The sequence below is a fragment of the Mycolicibacterium sp. XJ2546 genome, assembly GCF_053483195.1.
The window spans coordinates 12646-31725 of record NZ_JBEFRW010000013.1; the positions used below are offsets into that span (position 1 = coordinate 12646).

The 19080-nt window shown below is 67.3% G+C and carries 20 protein-coding genes; 14 read left to right on the top strand and 6 right to left on the bottom strand.

From position 1 onward, the window contains the following. Positions 1–5: 5 nt before the first annotated feature. From sigE to tatB, 4 genes are all read left to right on the top strand, one after another. Positions 6–776, top strand: coding sequence for an RNA polymerase sigma factor SigE (sigE, locus tag ABQE44_RS19390; RefSeq protein ID WP_448431412.1), 771 nt, complete (start codon positions 6–8; stop codon positions 774–776). A 75-nt stretch (positions 777–851) separates the two neighbouring features. Beyond that, positions 852–1247, top strand: a complete 396-nt coding sequence (gene rseA / locus ABQE44_RS19395) for an anti-sigma E factor RseA (RefSeq protein WP_448393433.1) — start codon at positions 852–854, stop codon at positions 1245–1247. Positions 1248–1313: 66 nt separating this feature from the next. Further along, positions 1314–2804: a serine protease HtrA gene (htrA, locus tag ABQE44_RS19400; protein ID WP_448431414.1), complete on the top strand. Its 1491-nt coding sequence runs from the start codon at positions 1314–1316 to the stop codon at positions 2802–2804. 1 nt (position 2805) lies between these two features. Further along, positions 2806–3195: a Sec-independent protein translocase protein TatB gene (gene tatB / locus ABQE44_RS19405; RefSeq protein ID WP_448393435.1), complete on the top strand. Its 390-nt coding sequence runs from the start codon at positions 2806–2808 to the stop codon at positions 3193–3195. 7 nt (positions 3196–3202) lie between these two features. Here tatB and ABQE44_RS19410 read toward each other — a convergent pair whose 3' ends face one another. The 5 genes from ABQE44_RS19410 to ABQE44_RS19430 all read right to left on the bottom strand — a co-directional run bounded on the left by ABQE44_RS19410 (position 3203) and on the right by ABQE44_RS19430 (position 8439). Then, positions 3203–3856 (bottom strand): VldE C-terminal domain-containing protein, encoded by a 654-nt coding sequence (locus tag ABQE44_RS19410; protein ID WP_448393436.1) that lies wholly within the window; start codon positions 3854–3856, stop codon positions 3203–3205. A 54-nt stretch (positions 3857–3910) separates the two neighbouring features. Next, on the bottom strand, positions 3911–5050 hold the full coding sequence (locus ABQE44_RS19415; RefSeq protein ID WP_448393437.1) for an Mrp/NBP35 family ATP-binding protein: 1140 nt from the start codon (positions 5048–5050) through the stop codon (positions 3911–3913). 35 nt (positions 5051–5085) lie between these two features. After that, positions 5086–6513, bottom strand: a complete 1428-nt coding sequence (locus tag ABQE44_RS19420; protein ID WP_448393438.1) for a lytic transglycosylase domain-containing protein — start codon at positions 6511–6513, stop codon at positions 5086–5088. A gap of 124 nt (positions 6514–6637) precedes the next feature. Then, positions 6638–7150 carry a DUF1003 domain-containing protein gene (locus ABQE44_RS19425; RefSeq protein WP_448393439.1) on the bottom strand — a complete coding sequence of 171 codons (513 nt, stop codon included), beginning with the start codon at positions 7148–7150 and terminating at the stop codon, positions 6638–6640. Then, positions 7147–8439, bottom strand: coding sequence for a magnesium transporter MgtE N-terminal domain-containing protein (locus ABQE44_RS19430; protein ID WP_448393440.1), 1293 nt, complete (start codon positions 8437–8439; stop codon positions 7147–7149). The genes ABQE44_RS19425 and ABQE44_RS19430 overlap by 4 nt, the downstream gene beginning before the upstream one ends. A gap of 25 nt (positions 8440–8464) precedes the next feature. Here ABQE44_RS19430 and ABQE44_RS19435 point away from each other — a divergent pair, with 25 nt between their 5' ends. After that, positions 8465–9421 carry an HpcH/HpaI aldolase/citrate lyase family protein gene (locus tag ABQE44_RS19435; RefSeq protein WP_448393577.1) on the top strand — a complete coding sequence of 319 codons (957 nt, stop codon included), beginning with the start codon at positions 8465–8467 and terminating at the stop codon, positions 9419–9421. Between the two features lie 9 nt (positions 9422–9430). Here the strand turns inward: ABQE44_RS19435 and ABQE44_RS19440 are convergent, their stop codons facing one another. Then, positions 9431–10054: a DUF4190 domain-containing protein gene (locus ABQE44_RS19440; protein WP_448431416.1), complete on the bottom strand. Its 624-nt coding sequence runs from the start codon at positions 10052–10054 to the stop codon at positions 9431–9433. A 106-nt stretch (positions 10055–10160) separates the two neighbouring features. Here ABQE44_RS19440 and ABQE44_RS19445 point away from each other — a divergent pair, with 106 nt between their 5' ends. From ABQE44_RS19445 to ABQE44_RS19485, 9 genes are all read left to right on the top strand, one after another. After that, complete coding sequence (locus ABQE44_RS19445; RefSeq protein WP_448393442.1) at positions 10161–10688, top strand: YflT domain-containing protein; 528 nt, start codon at positions 10161–10163, stop codon at positions 10686–10688. A gap of 229 nt (positions 10689–10917) precedes the next feature. Then, the gene (locus ABQE44_RS19450; RefSeq protein ID WP_448393578.1) at positions 10918–12321 is read left to right on the top strand and encodes an ABC transporter substrate-binding protein; all 1404 of its coding nucleotides are present in this window, start codon (positions 10918–10920) and stop codon (positions 12319–12321) included. After that, positions 12318–13244 carry a carbohydrate ABC transporter permease gene (locus ABQE44_RS19455; protein ID WP_448431418.1) on the top strand — a complete coding sequence of 309 codons (927 nt, stop codon included), beginning with the start codon at positions 12318–12320 and terminating at the stop codon, positions 13242–13244. Before ABQE44_RS19450 ends, ABQE44_RS19455 begins: the two co-directional genes overlap by 4 nt. A gap of 11 nt (positions 13245–13255) precedes the next feature. Next, on the top strand, positions 13256–14080 hold the full coding sequence (locus ABQE44_RS19460) for a carbohydrate ABC transporter permease (protein WP_448393579.1): 825 nt from the start codon (positions 13256–13258) through the stop codon (positions 14078–14080). Positions 14081–14084: 4 nt separating this feature from the next. Further along, on the top strand, positions 14085–15284 hold the full coding sequence (locus ABQE44_RS19465; protein ID WP_448431420.1) for an ABC transporter ATP-binding protein: 1200 nt from the start codon (positions 14085–14087) through the stop codon (positions 15282–15284). Continuing rightward, a complete protein-coding gene (locus ABQE44_RS19470) occupies positions 15281–15886 on the top strand; it encodes a suppressor of fused domain protein (RefSeq protein ID WP_448393445.1) in 606 nt (201 codons plus the stop codon). Before ABQE44_RS19465 ends, ABQE44_RS19470 begins: the two co-directional genes overlap by 4 nt. 123 nt (positions 15887–16009) lie before the next feature. Next, the gene (locus ABQE44_RS19475) at positions 16010–16999 is read left to right on the top strand and encodes a malate dehydrogenase (RefSeq protein WP_448393446.1); all 990 of its coding nucleotides are present in this window, start codon (positions 16010–16012) and stop codon (positions 16997–16999) included. A gap of 42 nt (positions 17000–17041) precedes the next feature. Continuing rightward, positions 17042–18226 (top strand): NAD(P)-dependent malic enzyme, encoded by a 1185-nt coding sequence (locus ABQE44_RS19480; protein WP_448393447.1) that lies wholly within the window; start codon positions 17042–17044, stop codon positions 18224–18226. A 2-nt stretch (positions 18227–18228) separates the two neighbouring features. Beyond that, positions 18229–19074 carry a glycine betaine ABC transporter substrate-binding protein gene (locus tag ABQE44_RS19485; RefSeq protein ID WP_448393448.1) on the top strand — a complete coding sequence of 282 codons (846 nt, stop codon included), beginning with the start codon at positions 18229–18231 and terminating at the stop codon, positions 19072–19074. Positions 19075–19080: the final 6 nt, after the last annotated feature.

Sequence of the window (19080 nt, forward strand, 5' to 3'; positions counted from 1 at the left end):
TGCCCATGGACGACGGCACACGCTGGCATTCCGGGAATACGCGCCGCAATTTGGACGTTTCCGCCGATATCGAGCCGTCGATTCGTGATGACGGCTGTGACCAGGAGGAAGTGACGATCATTTCAAGTGCGCCCAGCGCTCCGGTTTCCATGACCCATTTCGAGACCCACCTCGAGCAGTACACCGATGGGACGTGGGTGGAGCCGTCCGACGAGCCCACCGGCACCGCGATCTTCGACGCCACCGGTGACAAGTCGACGATGCCGTCGTGGGATGACCTGGTGCGTCAGCACGCCGACCGGGTGTACCGCCTGGCCTACCGGCTCTCCGGCAACCAGCATGACGCCGAGGACCTCACGCAGGAGACCTTCATCCGGGTTTTCCGGTCCGTGCAGAACTATCAGCCCGGCACGTTCGAGGGCTGGCTGCACCGCATCACCACGAACCTGTTCCTCGACATGGTCCGCAGGCGCGGGCGCATCCGCATGGAAGCACTGCCCGAGGACTACGACCGGGTGCCCGCCGAGGACCCCAACCCCGAGCAGATCTACCACGACTCGCGGCTGGGCCCCGACCTGCAGGCCGCCCTGGACTCGCTGCCGCCGGAGTTCCGTGCGGCGGTCGTGCTGTGCGATATCGAGGGGCTGTCCTACGAGGAGATCGGCGCCACGCTCGACGTCAAGCTCGGCACCGTGCGCAGCCGCATCCACCGCGGACGCCAGGCGTTGCGCGAATATCTGGCCAAGCACAGCGACCAGACGGCCAAAACCGCCTGACCTTTGCAGGTCTAAGCGCACCCGCCGCGCTACATTCGAGTAAGCACCGACAAGCGAAACGAGAGGAGCTCGGTGATGGTCGACCGGGGACATGTGTTCCGTCGGGCGTTTTCCTGGCTGCCTTCTCAGTTCGCGTCGCAGAGCGACGCACCGGTCGGGCCGCGCCAGTTCAGTTCCACTGAGCACCTTTCGACCGAGGCCATCGCCGCGTTCGTCGACGGTGAGCTACGGATGAACGCTCACCTGCGCGCGGCCAGCCATATGTCGATGTGTCCGCAGTGCGCGGCCGAGGTGGACGCCCAGCGTCAGGCGCGTGCGGCGTTGCGGGATTCGCATCCGATCGTCGTGCCGACGGAGTTGTTGGGCCTGTTATCGGAGATCCCGCGTTCTGCTCCCCATCAACCGCCAGCCGAATCCGAGCCGACGCAGTTTGCTGGAGACGCAACGCGGTCTCGGCGTAAGCGCCGGTAGGGTGGTGCGGACACGACAGCGGCCTGCGTTTGAGGCAGCGGGCGCTTCCACAGGGGTGATAAACGGGTGACCAATCTGGACCAGTCCGGCCGTGAGCGCCTCGAACCGCGCCCCGTCTCGCGTCCGCCGGTCGATCCGGCGGCGCGACGTGTGTTCGGCCGCCCCGACGGGGTCAGCGGATCTTTCGTAGGCCAGGACCGCTTCCGCGATCAATCCGAGTTCACCCCGAAGGACCGCACGCCGGACCCGGTGCTGGCCGAGGCGTTCGCCCGTCCGCACCCGGCTGTCGACTCGCTGCAGCGGCATCCCGCCGACGTCGGCGCGCTGGAGGCCGAACGCGACGGACAGGGCGCCGACCCGGCGGCCGATCCGTGGCGCGATCCGGCGGCTCCGGTGGCGTTGGGCACGCCCGCGCTTCAGGAAGCCTCGCACGCACCGGTCAGCGTCAGCATGGGCAGGCTCAGCGTGCGCGACGTGTTGTTTGGCGGCAGGGTCTCCTATGTGGCCCTGGCGGTTCTCGGCATCGCCGCGATAGTGATCGGATTCGCCGGCGGTTGGGTCGGACGCACGACGGCCGAGGTGACCGAGGCGTTCACGACGTCGAAGGTGACGTTGAACACCAGCGACACCGGCCAGCCGCCCGAGGGCCGGTTCGCCAAAGTGGCTGCGGCGGTCGCAGATTCGGTGGTCACCATCGAGGCGAAAAGCGATCAGGAGGGCTCGCAGGGCTCGGGTGTGGTGGTCGACGAGCGTGGTTACATCGTCACCAACAACCACGTCATCTCCGAGGCCGCCAACAACCCGAGCAAGTACAAGATGACTGTGGTGTTCAACGACGGCGAGGAAGTGCCCGCCAACCTGGTTGGGCGCGACCCCAAAACCGACCTGGCCGTGTTGAAAGTCGACAACGTCGACAACCTCGCCGTGGCCAAGATGGGCGACTCCGACACGCTTGAGGTCGGCGATGAGGTGATCGCCGCGGGCGCCCCGCTGGGGCTGCGCAGCACCGTGACCGCCGGCATCATCAGCGCGCTGAATCGACCGGTGCCGCTGTCGGGCGATGGCTCCGACACCGACACCGTCATCGACGGTCTGCAGACCGACGCGCCGATCAACCACGGCAACTCCGGCGGACCGTTGATCGACATGGACGGCAACGTCATCGGTATCAACACCGCGGGCAAGTCGCTGTCGGAGAGCGCCAGCGGGCTCGGCTTCGCGATTCCGGTCAACGAAGTGAAATCCGTTGTGGAGACGCTGATCCGCGACGGCAAGATCGCCCATCCGACGCTGGGTCTGACAGCGCGCTCGGTGAGCAACGAGCTGGCATCGGGGGCGCAGGTGGCCAACGTCAAGGCCGGCAGCCCCGCGGAGCGTGCGGGCATCCTGGAGAACGACGTCGTCGTCAAGGTGGGTGACCGCAAGGTCGCTGACGCCGACGAGTTCGTCGTCGCGGTGCGCCAGCTTCAGGTGGACCAGCCGGCCCCGATCGAGGTGCTGCGCGACGGTCGTCCCGTCACGCTGACGATCACCCCGATCCCCGACAACACCGTCTGACATGTTCGCCAACGTCGGCTGGGGCGAAATGCTGATCCTGGTCATCGCCGGTTTGGTGATCCTGGGACCCGAACGGCTGCCCGGAGCGATCCGCTGGACGTCGTCAGCGCTGCGGCAGGCGCGCGACTACATCAGCGGCGCCACCACGCAGTTGCGGGAGGACCTCGGACCCGAGTTCGACGATCTGCGAGAGCCGTTGGGCGAGCTGAACAAGCTGCGCGGGATGTCGCCGCGGGCCGCGATCACCAAACACCTGCTCGACGGTGACGACTCCCTGTTTACCGGGCGGTTTGACGGCCCTGCGGTCGAAAAGCCCGTCAGCTCACCGGCGCCCACCCCGCACCCACCGCCGCCCCCTTCGGTGACGCCGTACGACACCGACGCCACCTGAGCCCGCGTCAGATGAAGTAGCTCTCGTCCCCGGTCGGATATCCGCCGCCGTTGGTGGCGATGTGGATGTGGTCGAAGTGGTTGGCGGTCTCGTTGCCGTAGTCGGCGGTCCAACTCGGGGCGCCGACGCCGGGATAGAACCCCTGCCGCCAGATCACATGGATGACGCCCCAGCGTTTGGCGTTCGCCAGCGCGAACCCGGCGATCTGGTTGCCGAGCTCGATACCTTTTTCGCTGCCGTGGTTGGGGATCATCACGTCGATGGCCAGCCCGTTGGGATGCCACTTCAACGGGTCCTGCCGGTAGCCGCCGATGCTGGTGATCTCCGGGAACAGCACGGACAGCGCCCTGGCCACCCGAATGGTGTTGACCTGCAACCCTTCCTCGGGCGCGACGCCGGGCGGTAACTCGAAGGTGACCGCGGCGCTGGCCACCGGCGCGCTGGCCGCCATCAACTCAGCCTCGGTGGGTGTGTCCACCGGCGGGGGTGGTGGCGCGGGCGGTTCGGCGACCTCACCGGGCGGAACGGAGGCCGCCGGGGTCTGGGGCGGATGTTCGGCGGTTTGGGCATAGAACAGGCCTGCGGCCACGACGATCGAGGCGGCCAGCGCCAACGACCGGCGGCGCCCGCTGGCTAACCGATCTTTACCCACGAACAGCACTGTAACGCCGCATTGGACGACCCGTGGCGATCTTTGACATCGGACACGCGACCGTTATTGCCTGCCAGCAGGATCCAGACCCAGCGACATGCCGGCCAGCCCGCGCTTACGGCTCGACAGCGCCTCGGCGATACTGCGCAACTCCTTACCGGCGGCCGAGTCCGGCGCCGAGAGCACCAGCGGCACACCGGAGTCGCCCGCGGTCACCAGCGCCGGGTCGAGCGGCACCTGACCCAGCAGCGGGACGTCGGCGCCGACGGATCGCGACAGCCGCTCGGCGACCTGCTTTCCGCCGCCCTCTCCGAAGATCTGCATGGTGGTGCCGTCGGGCAGCAGGAGCCCGGCCATGTTCTCCACGACGCCGACGATGCGTTGACGCGTCTGCAGCGCGATCGCTCCGGCGCGCTCGGCGACTTCGGCGGCCGCCAACTGCGGGGTGGTCACGACGAGGATCTCCGCGCCCGGAATCAGCTGGGCCACTGAGATGGCGACGTCCCCGGTGCCCGGCGGGAGGTCGAGCAGCAGCACATCCAGGTCGCCCCAGTAGACGTCGGCCAGGAACTGCTGCAGCGCACGGTGCAGCATCGGCCCGCGCCACACCACCGGGGTGTTGCCCTGAGTGAACATCGCGATCGAGATCACCCGGACGTCGTGGGCGACCGGCGGCAGGATCATCGACTCGACCTGGGTCGGACGGTCGGTGGTGCCCATCATCCGCGGCACGGAGTGGCCGTAGATGTCGGCGTCGAGCACGCCGACCGAGAGCCCGCGCGCGGCCATGGCCGCCGCGATGTTCACCGTGACGCTCGACTTGCCGACACCGCCCTTGCCGGAGGCGACCGCGTAGACCCGGGTCAGCGAGTCCGGCTGGGCGAACGGGATGACCGGTTCGCGCGAGTCGCCGCGAAGCTGCTTGCGCAATTCGGTGCGTTGCTCGTCGTTCATCACGTCGAGGCTGACCTTGACCGCGCCGGTGCCCGGCACGTCGGCGACCACCCGGCGCACGTCATCGGAGATCTCGGTCTTCTTCGGACACGCGGAGGTGGTCAAATACACCTCGACGTGCACGCCGCCGTCGGCTTCGACGGTGACGTCCTTGATCATGCCGAGCTCGGTGATCGGCCGCCGCAGTTCGGGGTCGATCACCTTGGCCAGCGCGGCACGAACCGCAGTTTCAAGCTCAGGTCCGGACATCGCCTCCGAGTCTAGGCGCGACCCGAAATTCGTGGTTAACCCACCGGTCCGGGCGGTGGTCCCGGCATTGGGGGCCCAGCGGGGCCAGGGGCCGGCCCGGGCGCGGGTCCCGGCGCGACGGGTGCTGCCGGGCCTGCAGGCATGGGCGCCGGCGGCGCCCCCAGCGGAGGCGGTGCGGGCGGAAGCATCGGCTGCGCCACGGCGGGCCCGGGTGCGCCGAGCGCCGGCTGCAGCGGGGGCGGCGGCACGTTGTCCTCGATGCAGAACACCGCGCACTCGGGTTGCTGCGGCTGCATCCACGGCGGGGTCCACGGCGGCGGAGCCGGCGCCTGCGGTTTCGGGGTGAGCTGCGGCACCGGGCCGGGCAGCGGTCCGAGCTGTTGGCCCGGTGCGAAACCGGGCACGCTGGTGATCTGGTTGGCGACGCTGTCGCGCTGCAACAGCGACATCAACGCCATCGGGTCGTTCTCGGGCAAGGCCAGCGCGTTGAGCGGCAGCCCGGGGCCCAGCCCTTCGTAGCTTTCGAGGCTTTCGAGGTGCTCCATACCGGTCTCGCTGAGCGCGGGAACCGAACCGGTGATCGGCGGCAGATCCATCGGGACCACACCGGTGGCGTAGGCCGCGGCCCAGCCGAGCACGTTGCGGGCATAGGCCACCGAGTTGTTGTAGCGCAGGATCGAGGCCATCACGTGGGACTGATCGCGCAGATTCATCCCACCGCTGCACAGGTAACGCGCGGCCGCCAGGGTCGAGTCGAAAAGGTTTTGCACCTCGGCCTTGCCGTCGCCGTCGCCGTCGGACGCATAGCGCGCCCAGGTGCCCGGCAGGAACTGCATCGGCCCCATGGCGCGGGCGTAAGTGACGCGGTCGGCGGTGCGGCTCTGAACGATGACCTCGTTACCGGGCAGCGTGCCGTCCAATACCGGACCGAGGATCGGGCTGACCGCCGTGCCGCTGGCGTCGGTGGCGCCGCCGTTGGCGTGCATCGACTCGATGCGGCCGATACCGGCCAACAGGTTCCAGCTGACGCCGCACTCGGGTTGCGCGACGGCCATCATCCGCTCGGCGTTGCGGTACGCCGACAACGCCATCCCCGGGATACCGAGTGCGCCAGGTGAATTCACCACTGCGGCGGGCGGGGGAGAGGACACCGAGGTCGAGGCGATGTGGAACGGGGACGGTGCTTTGGTGACCGCGACGACGGACGCGCCGCTGCGGGTGTCCGGTGCGGGTGCGACGGCGGCGAGCGGCGTCACCGCGGCGTCGCGCACCTGGGTGCGCGTGGACTGGGCGGACGCGCCGACGCTGCCGGCGAGAACGACCGGGGTGATGATGGCGATGGCCATCCCCGCCCGTACCCGCGGCGGAGAGATCGCGTCATGCACACCCAGGCCCGACTTGGGAAGTACGCGCCCTGCTTGGCGCCGCACGGCTTTGAGGGCGGCGACTCCTCTGATGTGCACTCAACCGTCCTTGTTCTGCGATCGCTTGTGAACCAGGTCACCATACCTAGTCGATAACGGAGTTGTTACAGCAATGGCGTTAGCCGATGCAAGCTTTCTGTCGCGGCGCGCCGCTCGGTGCCCTTCAACGACCGGTGTCGTCGTCGTGGGCAGTGGTGGCCGACTGCTGCATCGCCGCGAGCATCTCACGCAGTTCGTCGAGTTCGCGGCGCAGGTAGTCGCGGGTGGCGACCTCGCCGACGGCCAGCCGAAGGGCGGCCAGCTCACGGGCCAGGTACTCGGTGTCGGCCTTGGTCTGTAAGGCGCGACGACGGTCTTCGTCCAGCGAGACGCGGTCGCGGTTTTCCTGTCGGTTCTGCGCCAGCAGGATCAACGGTGCGGCGTAGGCGGCCTGCGTCGAGAACGCCAAGTTGAGCAAGATGAACGGATACGGATCCCAGCGCAGGCTGACAGCAAACAAGTTCAGGATTATCCAGACGACCACGAGGATCGTCTGCCACGCCAGATAGCGGCCCGTACCCAGGAACCGGGCGATCGACTCGCTGACCCGCCCGACCGCCTCGGGGTCGTAGTTGAAGCCGAAGCGGCGTGACGTCAGCGGCGTGTCCAGTCGTCCGCGGCTCGTGGGCTCGGTCATGTCGCCCCCTCGGCGCCGGACAGTTCGGGCTCCTCGGTGTCGCGCCAGTCCTCAGGCAGCAGGTGGTCGAGGAGATCGTCCACCGACACCGCTCCGAGCAGGTGGTTCTCCGCGTCGACGACGGCCCCGCACACCAGGTTGTATGCGGCGAAATACCGCGTCACCGCCGATAGCGAGTCCTCGGGCGCCAGGTTGGGCAGGTCGGTGTCGACGATGCCGCTGACTAGTTCGGCCGGGGGCTCGCGCAGCAGCCGCTGCAGATGCACGCAACCCAGGTAGTGGCCGGTCGGCGTGGCCGTCGGGGGGCGCGTCACGAACACCAGCGACGCCGCCGCCGGGGTCAGGTCGGGGTCGCGGACCCGGGCCAGCGCCTCGGCGACGGTGGTGTCGGGTGCGAGGACGACGGGTTCGGAGGTCATCAACCCGCCCGCGGTGTTGGGGGAGTGCGACAGCAACCGCCGCACGTCCTCGGAGTCCTCGGGGTCCATTCGACGCAGGAAGTGTTCGGCTTCTGACGGGTTCATCGCGCCGAGCAGGTCGGCGGCGTCGTCGGGGTCCATCGCCTCCAGCACCCGGGCGGAGCGCTCCGCCGGAAGCCGTTTGACGACGTCGGTCTGGTCGTCCTCGGGCAGTTCCTGCAGCACGTCCGCCAAGCGTTCGTCGTCGAGGGCGTTGATCAGCTCATAGCGCCGCTTGGCGGGCAGCTCGCGGATCGCCTCGGCGACCTCGACCGCGCGCTGGCCCTCGAACAGGTCGAGCAGCTGGGCCACACCCTGGTCGGGCATTGCCAGACCCGACGGCGTCAGACCCTGCACCCGACGCCAGTCCACGACGTGCACATTGCTGCGGCGGCCCAGCCGGCGCTGCGGGCGCACGGCCACCTTGGTGACCACCCAGTCGCGGGTGCGGGTCTGTTCGATGCCCAGATCGACGACGATCACGTCGATTCCGGCCAAATGCGACAGCTCGGGATCGTCGACGCGGACCCGGGTCTCGATGATCTGGCCGAGTACCAGCACCTCGCCCGGGCGCTGGGCGAACCGGCGCAGCGATACGCTGCCGGTCGACAGCGTCACCGCACCCGGCTCGATCGCGGTCACGCGCAGGATCGGAACGAAAATCCTTCGGCGCGTGAGCAGTTCGATGACAAGGCCGAGTACCCGCGGTTGCTGGCGCACGATGCTGATGCTGACCACCACATCGCGGACGCGGCCGATGGACTCACCGTCGGGGCCCAGTACCACCATCCCCGCGAGTCGGGCCGCATAGACCCTGTTCACCGCCGCCATGAGTCAAAGGGTAGAGAGTGTGGTTGTGGAAAACCGGTATCGACCCCGCCGAACAGTGCTTTCCGTTCCCGGCAGCAGCGCCAAGATGATCGAGAAGGCGAAGTCACTGCCCGCCGACGAAGTGTTCCTCGACCTGGAGGACGCCGTCGCGCCCGAGGCCAAGGCCGACGCACGCACCGCGGTCGCGGCCGCGTTGGCCGAGCCCGGCTGGTCCGGCCAACTGCTCGGGGTGCGGGTCAACGACTGGACCACACCGTGGACCCACGCCGACATCATCGACGTGGTCGCGGGCGCCGGTGCCGCGCTCGACATTGTCGTGCTGCCCAAGGTGACTGACGTTTCGCATATCGAGGCGCTGGATTTGTTGCTGAGCCAGCTGGAGACGACGCACGGGCTGCCCGTGGGTCGCATCGGGATAGAGGCGCAGATCGAAAATGCGCAGGGGCTGACGAACATTGACGCGATCGCCGCCGCCCCGCGAGTGCAGGCGCTCGTGCTCGGCCCGGCCGATATGGCGGCCAGCCTGAACATGCGCACCCTCGAGGTCGGCGAGCAGCCCGAGGGATACGACGTCGGCGACGCCCATCACCACGTGCTGATGCGGATCCTGATCGCTGCGCGCACCAACGGCATCCTGGCCATCGACGGACCCTTCTTGAAGATCCGCGACGTCGACGGGTTCCGCCGGGTGGCGGGCCGGTCGGCCGCGCTGGGATATGACGGCAAATGGGTGCTGCATCCCGACCAGATCGCCGCGGGCAACGAGATTTTCAGCCCCCGTCAAAAGGACTACGACCACGCCGAGCTGATCCTGGAGGCCTACGAATGGCACACCTCGCGTGCGGGCGGCGCGAGAGGCGCAGCGATGCTCGGCGACGAGATGATCGACGAGGCCAGCCGGAAGATGGCGCTGGTGATCGCGGGTAAGGGTCGCGCGGCGGGCATGGTCCGCAGGGAGCCGCCGTTTCAGCCGCCGTCCTGACGGCGAGGGTCAAGCACTCAAGAACGCGATGCCCGTGACGACGCTGATGAGGAACGTCACGGCGCCGATCGCGATACCGGCGATGGCCATCCCGCGTCCGCCCTCACCGGAGGTCTTGATCTGGTTGAGCGCGATGACTCCGAGCACGATGCCGATGATCGACCCGATCCCGCACAGGAACGGGATGACGCCGATGACGGAGGCCACCAGCGAGCCGATCGCCATCCCGTTGACCTTCTGGCCAGGTGCGCCGTATCCGGGCGCCGGGTAGGCCGGCCCGTATCCCTGCGCTCCGTAGCCCGGCGGAGGCCCGTAGCCAGGTGGGGGCGCCCCGTAGGGCGGCGGCGGCGCTCCGTACGGCGGAGGCGGCGGCGGGTACGTGGGGTACTGCGGTGGCGGGGGATAGCCGCCCGGCGGTGGATAGCCGGAGGGGTAGGCCGACGACGGGTCGTAGCCCGGTGGACCCGGGTACTGCTCATCCGGCGGGCTGAAGGCCGGCGGCGGGGGGTATTCGGGTTGCTCTTGCGCTTCCGACGGCGTTTCGGTCGACTGGTGCGGTGCCTGCTCGACCGGCGTCGGCTCGGACGAACCGGATGGCGTGGTTTCTCCTGAGTCTTCGCCGGGATTTGTCATGCTGTTCAACCTAGCGCAAATGCCTGGCACGATTGTGGCCGCTCACGCGTTGACCAGGATAGGAGAATTACCTGATCAGGCGCATGATTAAGGAGTTTGAAAACCGATGACCAGCCCGTTTCAACCTGGACCGAACCCCGGCCCGACGCCGGGAACGCCGAGGGTGGGACGTGGTGCCCCGCCACCCCTGCCCACACCACCGAAAGGCTGGCCCATCGGGTCGTATCCGACGTACGCCGAGGCGCAGCGAGCCGTCGACTACCTGTCTGACCAAGAGTTCCCGGTGCAGCAGGTGACGATCGTGGGCGTGGACCTGATGCAGGTCGAACGTGTCACCGGTCGACTGACATGGCCAAAGGTGCTCGGCGGGGGCGTGCTGACGGGCGCCTGGCTGGGTCTGTTCATCGGTCTGATCCTGGGCTTCTTCAGCCCCAACCCGTGGAGTGCACTGGCCACCGGTCTGATCGCCGGTGTCTTCTTCGGGTTGATCACCTCAGCGATCCCATACGCGATGGCGCGCGGCACAAGAGATTTCAGCTCGACGCTGCAATTGGTGGCGGGCCGCTACGATGTGCTGTGTGATCCGCAGAACGCCGAACACGGCCGGGATCTGCTGGCGCGCTTGACGATCTGATCCCCTCCTCGGCGCGAGCGTGCGTGTTTGCGGGCGACACGCCGTCTGCTTAGCCGAGTTTGCGCACGTTCGCAATTGCGTAACGGTGGGCGACGCGCGCACCCATGGTGTTGCAATCACGCATAACTCGCAATACGGTTTGCGCGCGGAGATTCCCGCCGGAGTCGCTTCGGCGACGGCATTGGACCATCGAGGTGGCGGTGACATCGACGCGGACTGGAGGCGGGTGGTGCGCGTCCCCTACGTGCGTGTGGGTGCTGCGGCGTTGGCCGCGCTGACGACGGCGTCAACCGTGGCGGCGTGCGGTTCTGACAGCGACGGAATCGTCATCAACTACTACACGCCGGCTAACGAAGCGCAGACCTTCACGGCGGTCGCCGAGCGTTGCAACGAACAGTTCGGCGGCCGGTTCACCGTCCGGCAGATGAGCTTGCCCAAGGGGGCTGACGATCAGCGGTTGCAGCTGGCTCGGCGGCTGACCGGAAACGACAAGACGCTCGACGTGATGGCGCTCGACGTGGTGTGGACAGCCGAGTTCGCCGAGGCCGGTTGGGCGCTACCGCTTTCCGACGATCCGTCCGGGCTGGCTGAGGCCGACGCCACCACCAACACCCTGCCCGGTCCGCTGGAGACGGCCAAGTGGGAGGGCCAGCTTTACGCGGCGCCTATCACCACCAACACCCAGTTGCTTTGGTACCGCGCCGATTTGATGGACGAACCGCCGACGACCTGGGACGGCATGGTCGCGGAGGCGACGCGGTTGCACGCAGCGGGCAAGCCGAGTTGGATCGCTGTGCAGGGCAAGCAGTACGAAGGCCTGGTGGTGTGGTTCAACACGTTGCTGGAAAGCGCTGGCGGTCAGGTGCTTTCCGAAGACGGAGAGACCGTCACGCTGACTGACACCCCCGAACATCGGGCCGCCACCGTCAAGGCGCTGCAGATTATGAAGGACGTTGCTACCGCGCCGGGCGCCGATCCGTCGATCACCCAGACCGATGAGACCACCGCGCGGCTGGCGTTGGAACAGGGCAAAGCCGCACTGGAGGTGAACTGGCCCTACGTCCTGCCGTCGCTGCTGGAAAACGCCGTCAAGGGCGGTGTGAGCTTCCTGCCGCTCGACGAACGCCCGGATCTGCAGGACGCCATCACCGACGTCGGCACCTTCTCGCCGACCGACGAGCAGTTCGAGGCCGCCTACGCGGCCAGCAAGGATGTATTCGGGTTCGCGCACTATCCCGGTGTCGTACCCGGTGAACCGGCCAAGGTGACGCTGGGCGGGCTGAACCTCGCGGTCGCCAAGACGACCCAGCATCGCAAGGAGGCGTTCGAGGCGATCCGCTGCCTGCGCAACATCGAGAACCAGCGCTACACCTCGGTGGAGGGGGGGCTGCCCGCGGTGCGCGCGTCGCTGTACGACGATCCGACGTTCCAGGCCAAGTATCCGCAGTACGAGATCATCCGCGACCAACTCACCAACGCCGCGGTTCGACCGGCGACGCCGGTCTACCAGTCGGTGTCGATGCGGATGTCGGCCACGCTAGCCCCGATCACCGACATCGACCCGGAGCGTACGGCCGACGAACTTGCCGAGCAGGTGCAGAAAGCCATCGACGGTAAGGGGCTGATTCCATGACGGCGACGGCACCGACCGCATCGCGCACCGCCGCGGCCACCGGCACCGACGACCGCAAATCCGAGCGGCGGCTGGCGTTCTGGCTGATCTCGCCCGCGGTGGTGCTGATGCTCGCCGTCACCGCCTACCCGATCGGCTACGCGGTGTGGTTGAGCCTGCTGCGCTACAACCTCGCCACCCCGGATGACACGTCGTTCGTGGGCCTGGAGAACTACGTCACCGTCCTCACCGACCGCTACTGGTGGACAGCGTTCGCGGTGACGCTGGCAATCACGGTGGTGTCAGTCGCGATCGAGTTCGTCCTCGGCATGGCGCTCGCGCTGGTGATGCACCGTACGATCTTCGGAAAAGGCGTGGTGCGCACCGCGATTCTGGTGCCCTACGGCATCGTCACGGTCGCGGCCTCCTACAGCTGGTACTACGCGTGGACGCCGGGCACCGGTTACCTGGCCAACTTGCTGCCCGAGGGCAGTGCGCCGCTGACCCAACAGATCCCGTCGCTGGCGATCATCGTGCTGGCCGAGGTGTGGAAGACGACGCCGTTCATGGCGCTGCTGCTGCTGGCCGGTCTGGCGCTGGTGCCTCAGGACCTGCTGAACGCCGCGCAGGTCGACGGTGCGGGCGCGTGGAAACGTCTGGTCAAGGTGACCATCCCGCTGATCAAACCGGCCATCCTCGTAGCACTGCTGTTCCGCACCTTGGATGCGTTCCGCATCTTCGACAACATCTACATTTTGACCGGCGGTGCCAACGACACCGGATCCGTATCGATCCTCGGCTACGACAACCTGTTCAAGGCGTTTAATCTCGGCCTGGGTTCGGCGATTTCGGTGTTGATCTTCCTGTCGGTGGCGATTATCGCGTTCATCTACATCAAGATCTTCGGGGCGTCGGCGCCGGGATCCGACGAGGAGCGACGCTGATGGCTGAGCGGGTGAACGCCCGGCGCGCAACGGGTTGGACCGTCGTCAACGTGCTGGTGGTGGTGTATGCGCTGCTACCGGTGCTGTGGATCCTGAGCCTGTCGTTGAAGCCGACGTCCACCGTCAAGGACGGCAAGCTGATTCCCGATGGCATCACGTTCGACAACTACAAGGGCATCTTTCAAGGCAACTTTTTCTCCTCGGCGCTGATCAACTCCATCGGCGTCGGTCTGATCACCACGTTGATCGCGGTCGCGATCGGCGGCATGGCCGCGTACGCGGTGGCCCGGTTGACGTTCCCCGGTAAGCGGCTGCTCATCGGCGTCGCGCTGCTGATCGCGATGTTCCCCCAGATCTCTTTGGTCACACCGCTTTTCAACATCTGGCGCAACATCGGGCTGTTCGACACCTGGCCGGGGCTGATCATTCCGTACATCACGTTCGCGTTACCGCTGGCGATCTACACGCTGTCGGCGTTCTTCCGGGAGATCCCGTGGGATCTGGAGAAGGCGGCGAAGATGGACGGCGCCACCCCGTGGCAGGCGTTCCGCAAGGTGATCGCACCGTTGGCTGCCCCCGGCATCGTCACCGCGGCGATTCTGGTGTTCATCTTCGCGTGGAACGACCTGCTGCTGGCGTTGTCGCTGACGGCGACAGAGCGCGCGATCACCGCGCCCGTCGCGATCGCAAACTTCACCGGTAGTTCGCAGTTCGAGGAGCCGACGGGTTCGATCGCGGCCGGGGCGATGGTCATTACCATCCCGATCATTGTGTTTGTTCTCATCTTCCAACGACGGATCGTCGCCGGTCTGACATCCGGTGCGGTGAAGGGGTAGTTCGATGGCCGAAATCGTGTTGGACCGGGTGACCAAGAGTTACCCAGGCGGTGCGACGGCCGTCAAGGACTTGTCGCTGACCATCGCCGACGGCGAGTTCATCATCCTGGTCGGGCCGTCCGGCTGCGGGAAGTCCACAACCCTGAACATGATCGCCGGCCTCGAGGAAATCACGTCGGGGGAGTTGCGCATCGGCGGCGACCGCGTCAACGAGAAGGCGCCCAAAGACCGCGACATCGCGATGGTGTTCCAGTCCTATGCGCTGTACCCGCACATGACCGTCCGGCAGAACATCGCGTTCCCGCTGACCCTGGCGAAGATGAAAAAAGGTGACATCGCCCGCAAGGTCGATGAAGCCGCCAAGATCCTCGACCTCACCGAGTTTCTGGACCGCAAACCCGCGCAGCTGTCGGGTGGTCAGCGCCAGCGCGTCGCGATGGGTCGCGCGATCGTCCGCGACCCCAAAGCGTTTCTGATGGACGAGCCGCTGTCGAACCTGGACGCCAAGCTGCGAGTCCAGATGCGTTCGGAGATCGCGCGTCTGCAGGACCGGCTGGGCACCACGACGGTCTACGTCACCCACGATCAGACCGAGGCCATGACGTTGGGGGACCGCGTGGTGGTGCTGTTGGGCGGGGTGGCCCAACAAGTCGGCACACCCGATGAGCTCTACAAGTTCCCGGCCAACCTGTTCGTGGCGGGCTTCATCGGTTCCCCGGCGATGAACTTCCTGCCCGCCAGCATCACCGATGTGGGCGTACGGCTGCCGTTTGGCGAAGTCACGATGAACCCCGAAGTCCACGACCGGTTGACGCGGCGCAACACCCCATCCGAAGTGATTGTCGGCATCCGTCCCGAGCACCTCGAGGATGCCGCGGTGCTCGACGGCTACGCGCGCATCAGCGCGTTCACGTTCGACGTGACGGTCGAACTGGTCGAGTCGTTGGGCGCCGACAAGTACGTGCACTTCAAGGCCGAAGGCACCGGCGCGCGCTCCGCCCAACTCGCCGAGCTGGCGGCAGAGTCCGGCAGCGGCGAAAACGAGTTTGTGGCAAGAGTTTCCACCGAGTCCACCGCCAAACAAGGCGACACCATCCAGCTTGCCGTCGACACATCGAAGTTGGTGATCTTCGATCCCGACTCGGGCCGGAACCTCAGCCTTCCCGACGACGCCGACGATGCGGCCGGGCCGCCAGCCGAGTGATCGACGTCTTGGCGCGGGTCCGCGAGCACGTGCGCGAGCACTTCACCCGCGTCGGCATCGCCACCGAACCCGACGTGGCAAGCGTCACGTTCCTGGGGACGGAGAACATCGACGTGCTGCGCTTCGGGCCCGACGGCAGGCCCGGGCTGGAGGGCGTCTTTCACTATGTCTCGGTTGGCTGTTCGCGACATCCGATGGCCGACCCGACCGAGATGGTCACCGACGCGCTGCACGGCCCGCGAGCCGAGATCAGCGTCGCGCTGCGCGGCACCACCCCCCGCGGGCTGGTGCGGTCCATCGCGATCGTCGCTGCCGCCCCAGCAGTCGAAGGTTTGGTGCTCGCGCCCGACGCGCTCATCGACCTGGAGTCGCCGCTGTGGGAAGGCTCCCCGTTCACCGCGTTCCTGTTGGCGACCAGCGACATCGACGACGTCGCGTTGACGCCGCCGCTGCCGCCGGTGACGGTGTTGTCGGCGACGCCGATCACCGCGACGGAGGCGGCCTGGGTGCGGCTCAAGGGCGCCGACGCGATGCGTGAGGCGTGGCAGCAGGACGGGGTCGACGTGCTCGATCCTGAGCGGCGGGCCGCTCGTCCAGTGTGAGCGGCGGGCCGCTCGTCCAGCGTGAGCGGCGGGCTTCCGCGAAAACCAGAACCGGCTAGCAGCAAGCGCAGGTCGGTGCGCTAGGTTCGTGCGGAAACCATCTGGATCCAAGGAGCATCTGACGTGAGCACAAGTCCCCTCAAGGTCGCCGTCACCGGTGCGGCGGGCCAGATCGGCTACAGCCTGTTGTTCCGCATCGCGAGCGGCTCGCTCCTGGGCCCCGATCGCCCAGTCGAGCTGCGGTTACTCGAGATCGAGCCGGCGCTCAAAGCGCTCGAGGGTGTCGTGATGGAGCTCGACGACTGCGCGTTCCCGCTGCTGTCCGGCGTGGAGATCGGCGCCGACGCCAACAAGATCTTCGACGGCGCCAACCTGGCGCTGCTGGTCGGAGCCCGGCCGCGCGGCCCGGGCATGGAGCGCAGCGATCTGCTCGAGGCCAACGGGGCCATCTTCACCGCCCAGGGCAAGGCACTCAACGAGGTCGCCGCCGACGACATCCGCATCGGGGTGACCGGTAACCCGGCCAACACCAACGCGCTGATCGCGATGAGCAACGCACCCGACATCCCGCGCGAACGGTTCTCCGCGCTGACCCGCCTGGACCACAACCGCGCGATCAGCCAGCTGGCCGCCAAGACCGGCGCCAGTGTGACCGACATCAAGAAGATGACGATCTGGGGCAACCACTCGGCCACCCAGTACCCCGACATCTTCCACGCCGAGATCGGCGACAAGAACGCCGCCGATGTCGTCAATGACCAGGACTGGATCGAGAACGACTTCATTCCCACGGTGGCCAAGCGCGGCGCGGCGATCATCGACGCGCGCGGCGCCTCCTCGGCGGCCTCGGCCGCGTCGGCGACCGTCGACGCCGCACGTGACTGGCTGCTGGGCACTCCGAAGGACGACTGGGTGTCGATGGCGGTGATCTCCGACGGCAGCTACGACGTGCCGGAGGGGCTGATCTCCTCGTTCCCGGTGACCACCGAAAACGGTAACTGGACGATCGTGCAGGGCCTGGAGATCAACGACTTCTCCCGTGCCCGCATCGACAAGACGACGGGCGAACTCGCCGATGAGCGCAAGGCGGTCACCGACCTCGGACTCATCTGAGGCGATTAGGCTACCTACCAGTTCGTCGCTACCCTCGACACCGTGTCGCAAGCGGTGGAAGAGCATTTGGTGACCGAATCCAACATCGTCCTTTCTGACGACGAGATTTTCGCTGGCCACGCCGGTGGCAAGCTCGGGGTAGAACTGAAGTCGCCGTTGGATACCCAGCGTGCGTTGTCGATCGCCTACACACCGGGTGTGGCGCAGGTGAGCCGGGCCATTGCCGCCGACCACACGTTGGCCGCCCGCTACACCTGGGCCAACCGCCTGGTCGCTGTGGTCAGCGACGGCACCGCGGTGCTGGGCCTCGGCGACGTCGGACCGGCGGCGTCGCTGCCGGTGATGGAGGGTAAGTGCGCGCTGTTCAAGGAGTTCGCCGGCCTCGACGCGATCCCGCTCGTGTTGGACACCAAGGACCCCGACGAGATCGTGGAGACGCTGATCCGGCTGCGCCCGACGTTCGGCGCCGTCAACCTGGAGGACATCTCCGCGCCGCGTTGCTTTGAGATCGAACGTCGTCTCGTCGAGGCGCTGGACTGCCCGGTCATGCACGATGACCAGCACGGAACAGCAATCGTGGTGCTGGCGGCGCTGATTGGCGCCGCGGCCGTCGTGGAACGTGATCCGGCGTCGCTGCGCGTGGTGGTGTCCGGCGCGGGCGCGGCCGGTGTGGCGTGCACAAAGATCTTGCTGGCCAAGGGGATCAACGACATCACGGTGCTGGACTCGCAGGGCATCGTGCACGGAGACCGCGAAGATCTCAACGCCTACAAGGCCGAACTGGCCGAACAGACCAATCCCCGCGGGGTGACCGGCGGCCTGGCCGAGGCGCTCAACGGCGCCGACGTGTTCCTCGGGCTGTCTGCTGGTGTGGTGCCGCCTGAACTGGTCGCGACCATGTCGTCGGACGCCATCGTGTTTGCACTGTCCAATCCCGACCCCGAGATCCATCCCGACGACGCGAAGAAACACGCCGCCGTGGTGGCCACCGGTCGCAGCGACTTCCCGAACCAGATCAACAACGTGCTGGCGTTCCCGGGAGTGTTCCGGGGGGCGCTGGACGCCGGCGCAGGGCGCATCACCGAGCAGATGAAGGTGGCGGCCGCCGAGGCGATCTTCTCGGTGGTCGCCGACGACCTCTCGCCCGACTGCATCGTGCCGAGTGTGTTGGACCCGCGGGTGGGTCCGGCTGTGGCACAAGCGGTTGCCGACGCCGCCGGCACCTGATTATGGCCGTTCGGTGGCTGGCGTCAGCGCTCGTCGCGCTGCTCGTCGCGGCCACCGCCGGCTGCGGCGATGACGCCGTAGCTCCGTCCATCGCCGTCGGTTCGGTGCCGGATCCCGACGCAACGGTGATCGCGCACCTCTACGCCGCGGCGCTGCGCTATTACGGCAGCCCCGCGCACGTCGAACCTGAAGCCGACCCGCTGATCAAACTGGATGCCGGCGATGTCCGCGTCGTCTCGGGTTTCACCGGGAAGTTGCTGCACCGGTTCATGCCCGACGCGACCGCGCGCTCGGCAGCGCAGGTGTACCGAGACCTGGTGTCCGCCTTGCCAGAAGGTATCGCCGCGGGTGACTACACGATGTCGGCGGAGGACAAACCTGCGCTCGTCGTCACCGAGTCGACCGCCGACGCATGGGGCGGACGCGATGTCACCGCGGCGGTGCGCAACTGCGACAAGTTGAGGGTCGGCCACGTCGTCGATGAGCCGGGGCCCGCCACGCTGGGCACCTGCGACGTCGGCAGTTCCGCTGAATACCCGGACAGCACCGCGATGTTCGCCGCTGTGCAGGCGGGCCAGATCAACGCGGGGTGGACGACGACCGCCGCGACCGGCATCCCGCCGCAGCTGTTGACGTTGTCGGACAAGACATCGCTGATCCGCGCGGAGAACCTGGTGCCGCTGTACCGTCGCAACATGCTCAACGAACGGCAGGTGCTCGCGCTCAACGAGATCGCCGGCGTGCTGGACACCGCGGCGCTGGCGCAGATGCGCGCTGACGTCGCCGCCGGCAAAGACCCTGGCCACGTCGTGGACGCGTTCCTGGCCGAACACCCCCTGGGCATCTGACCCGCT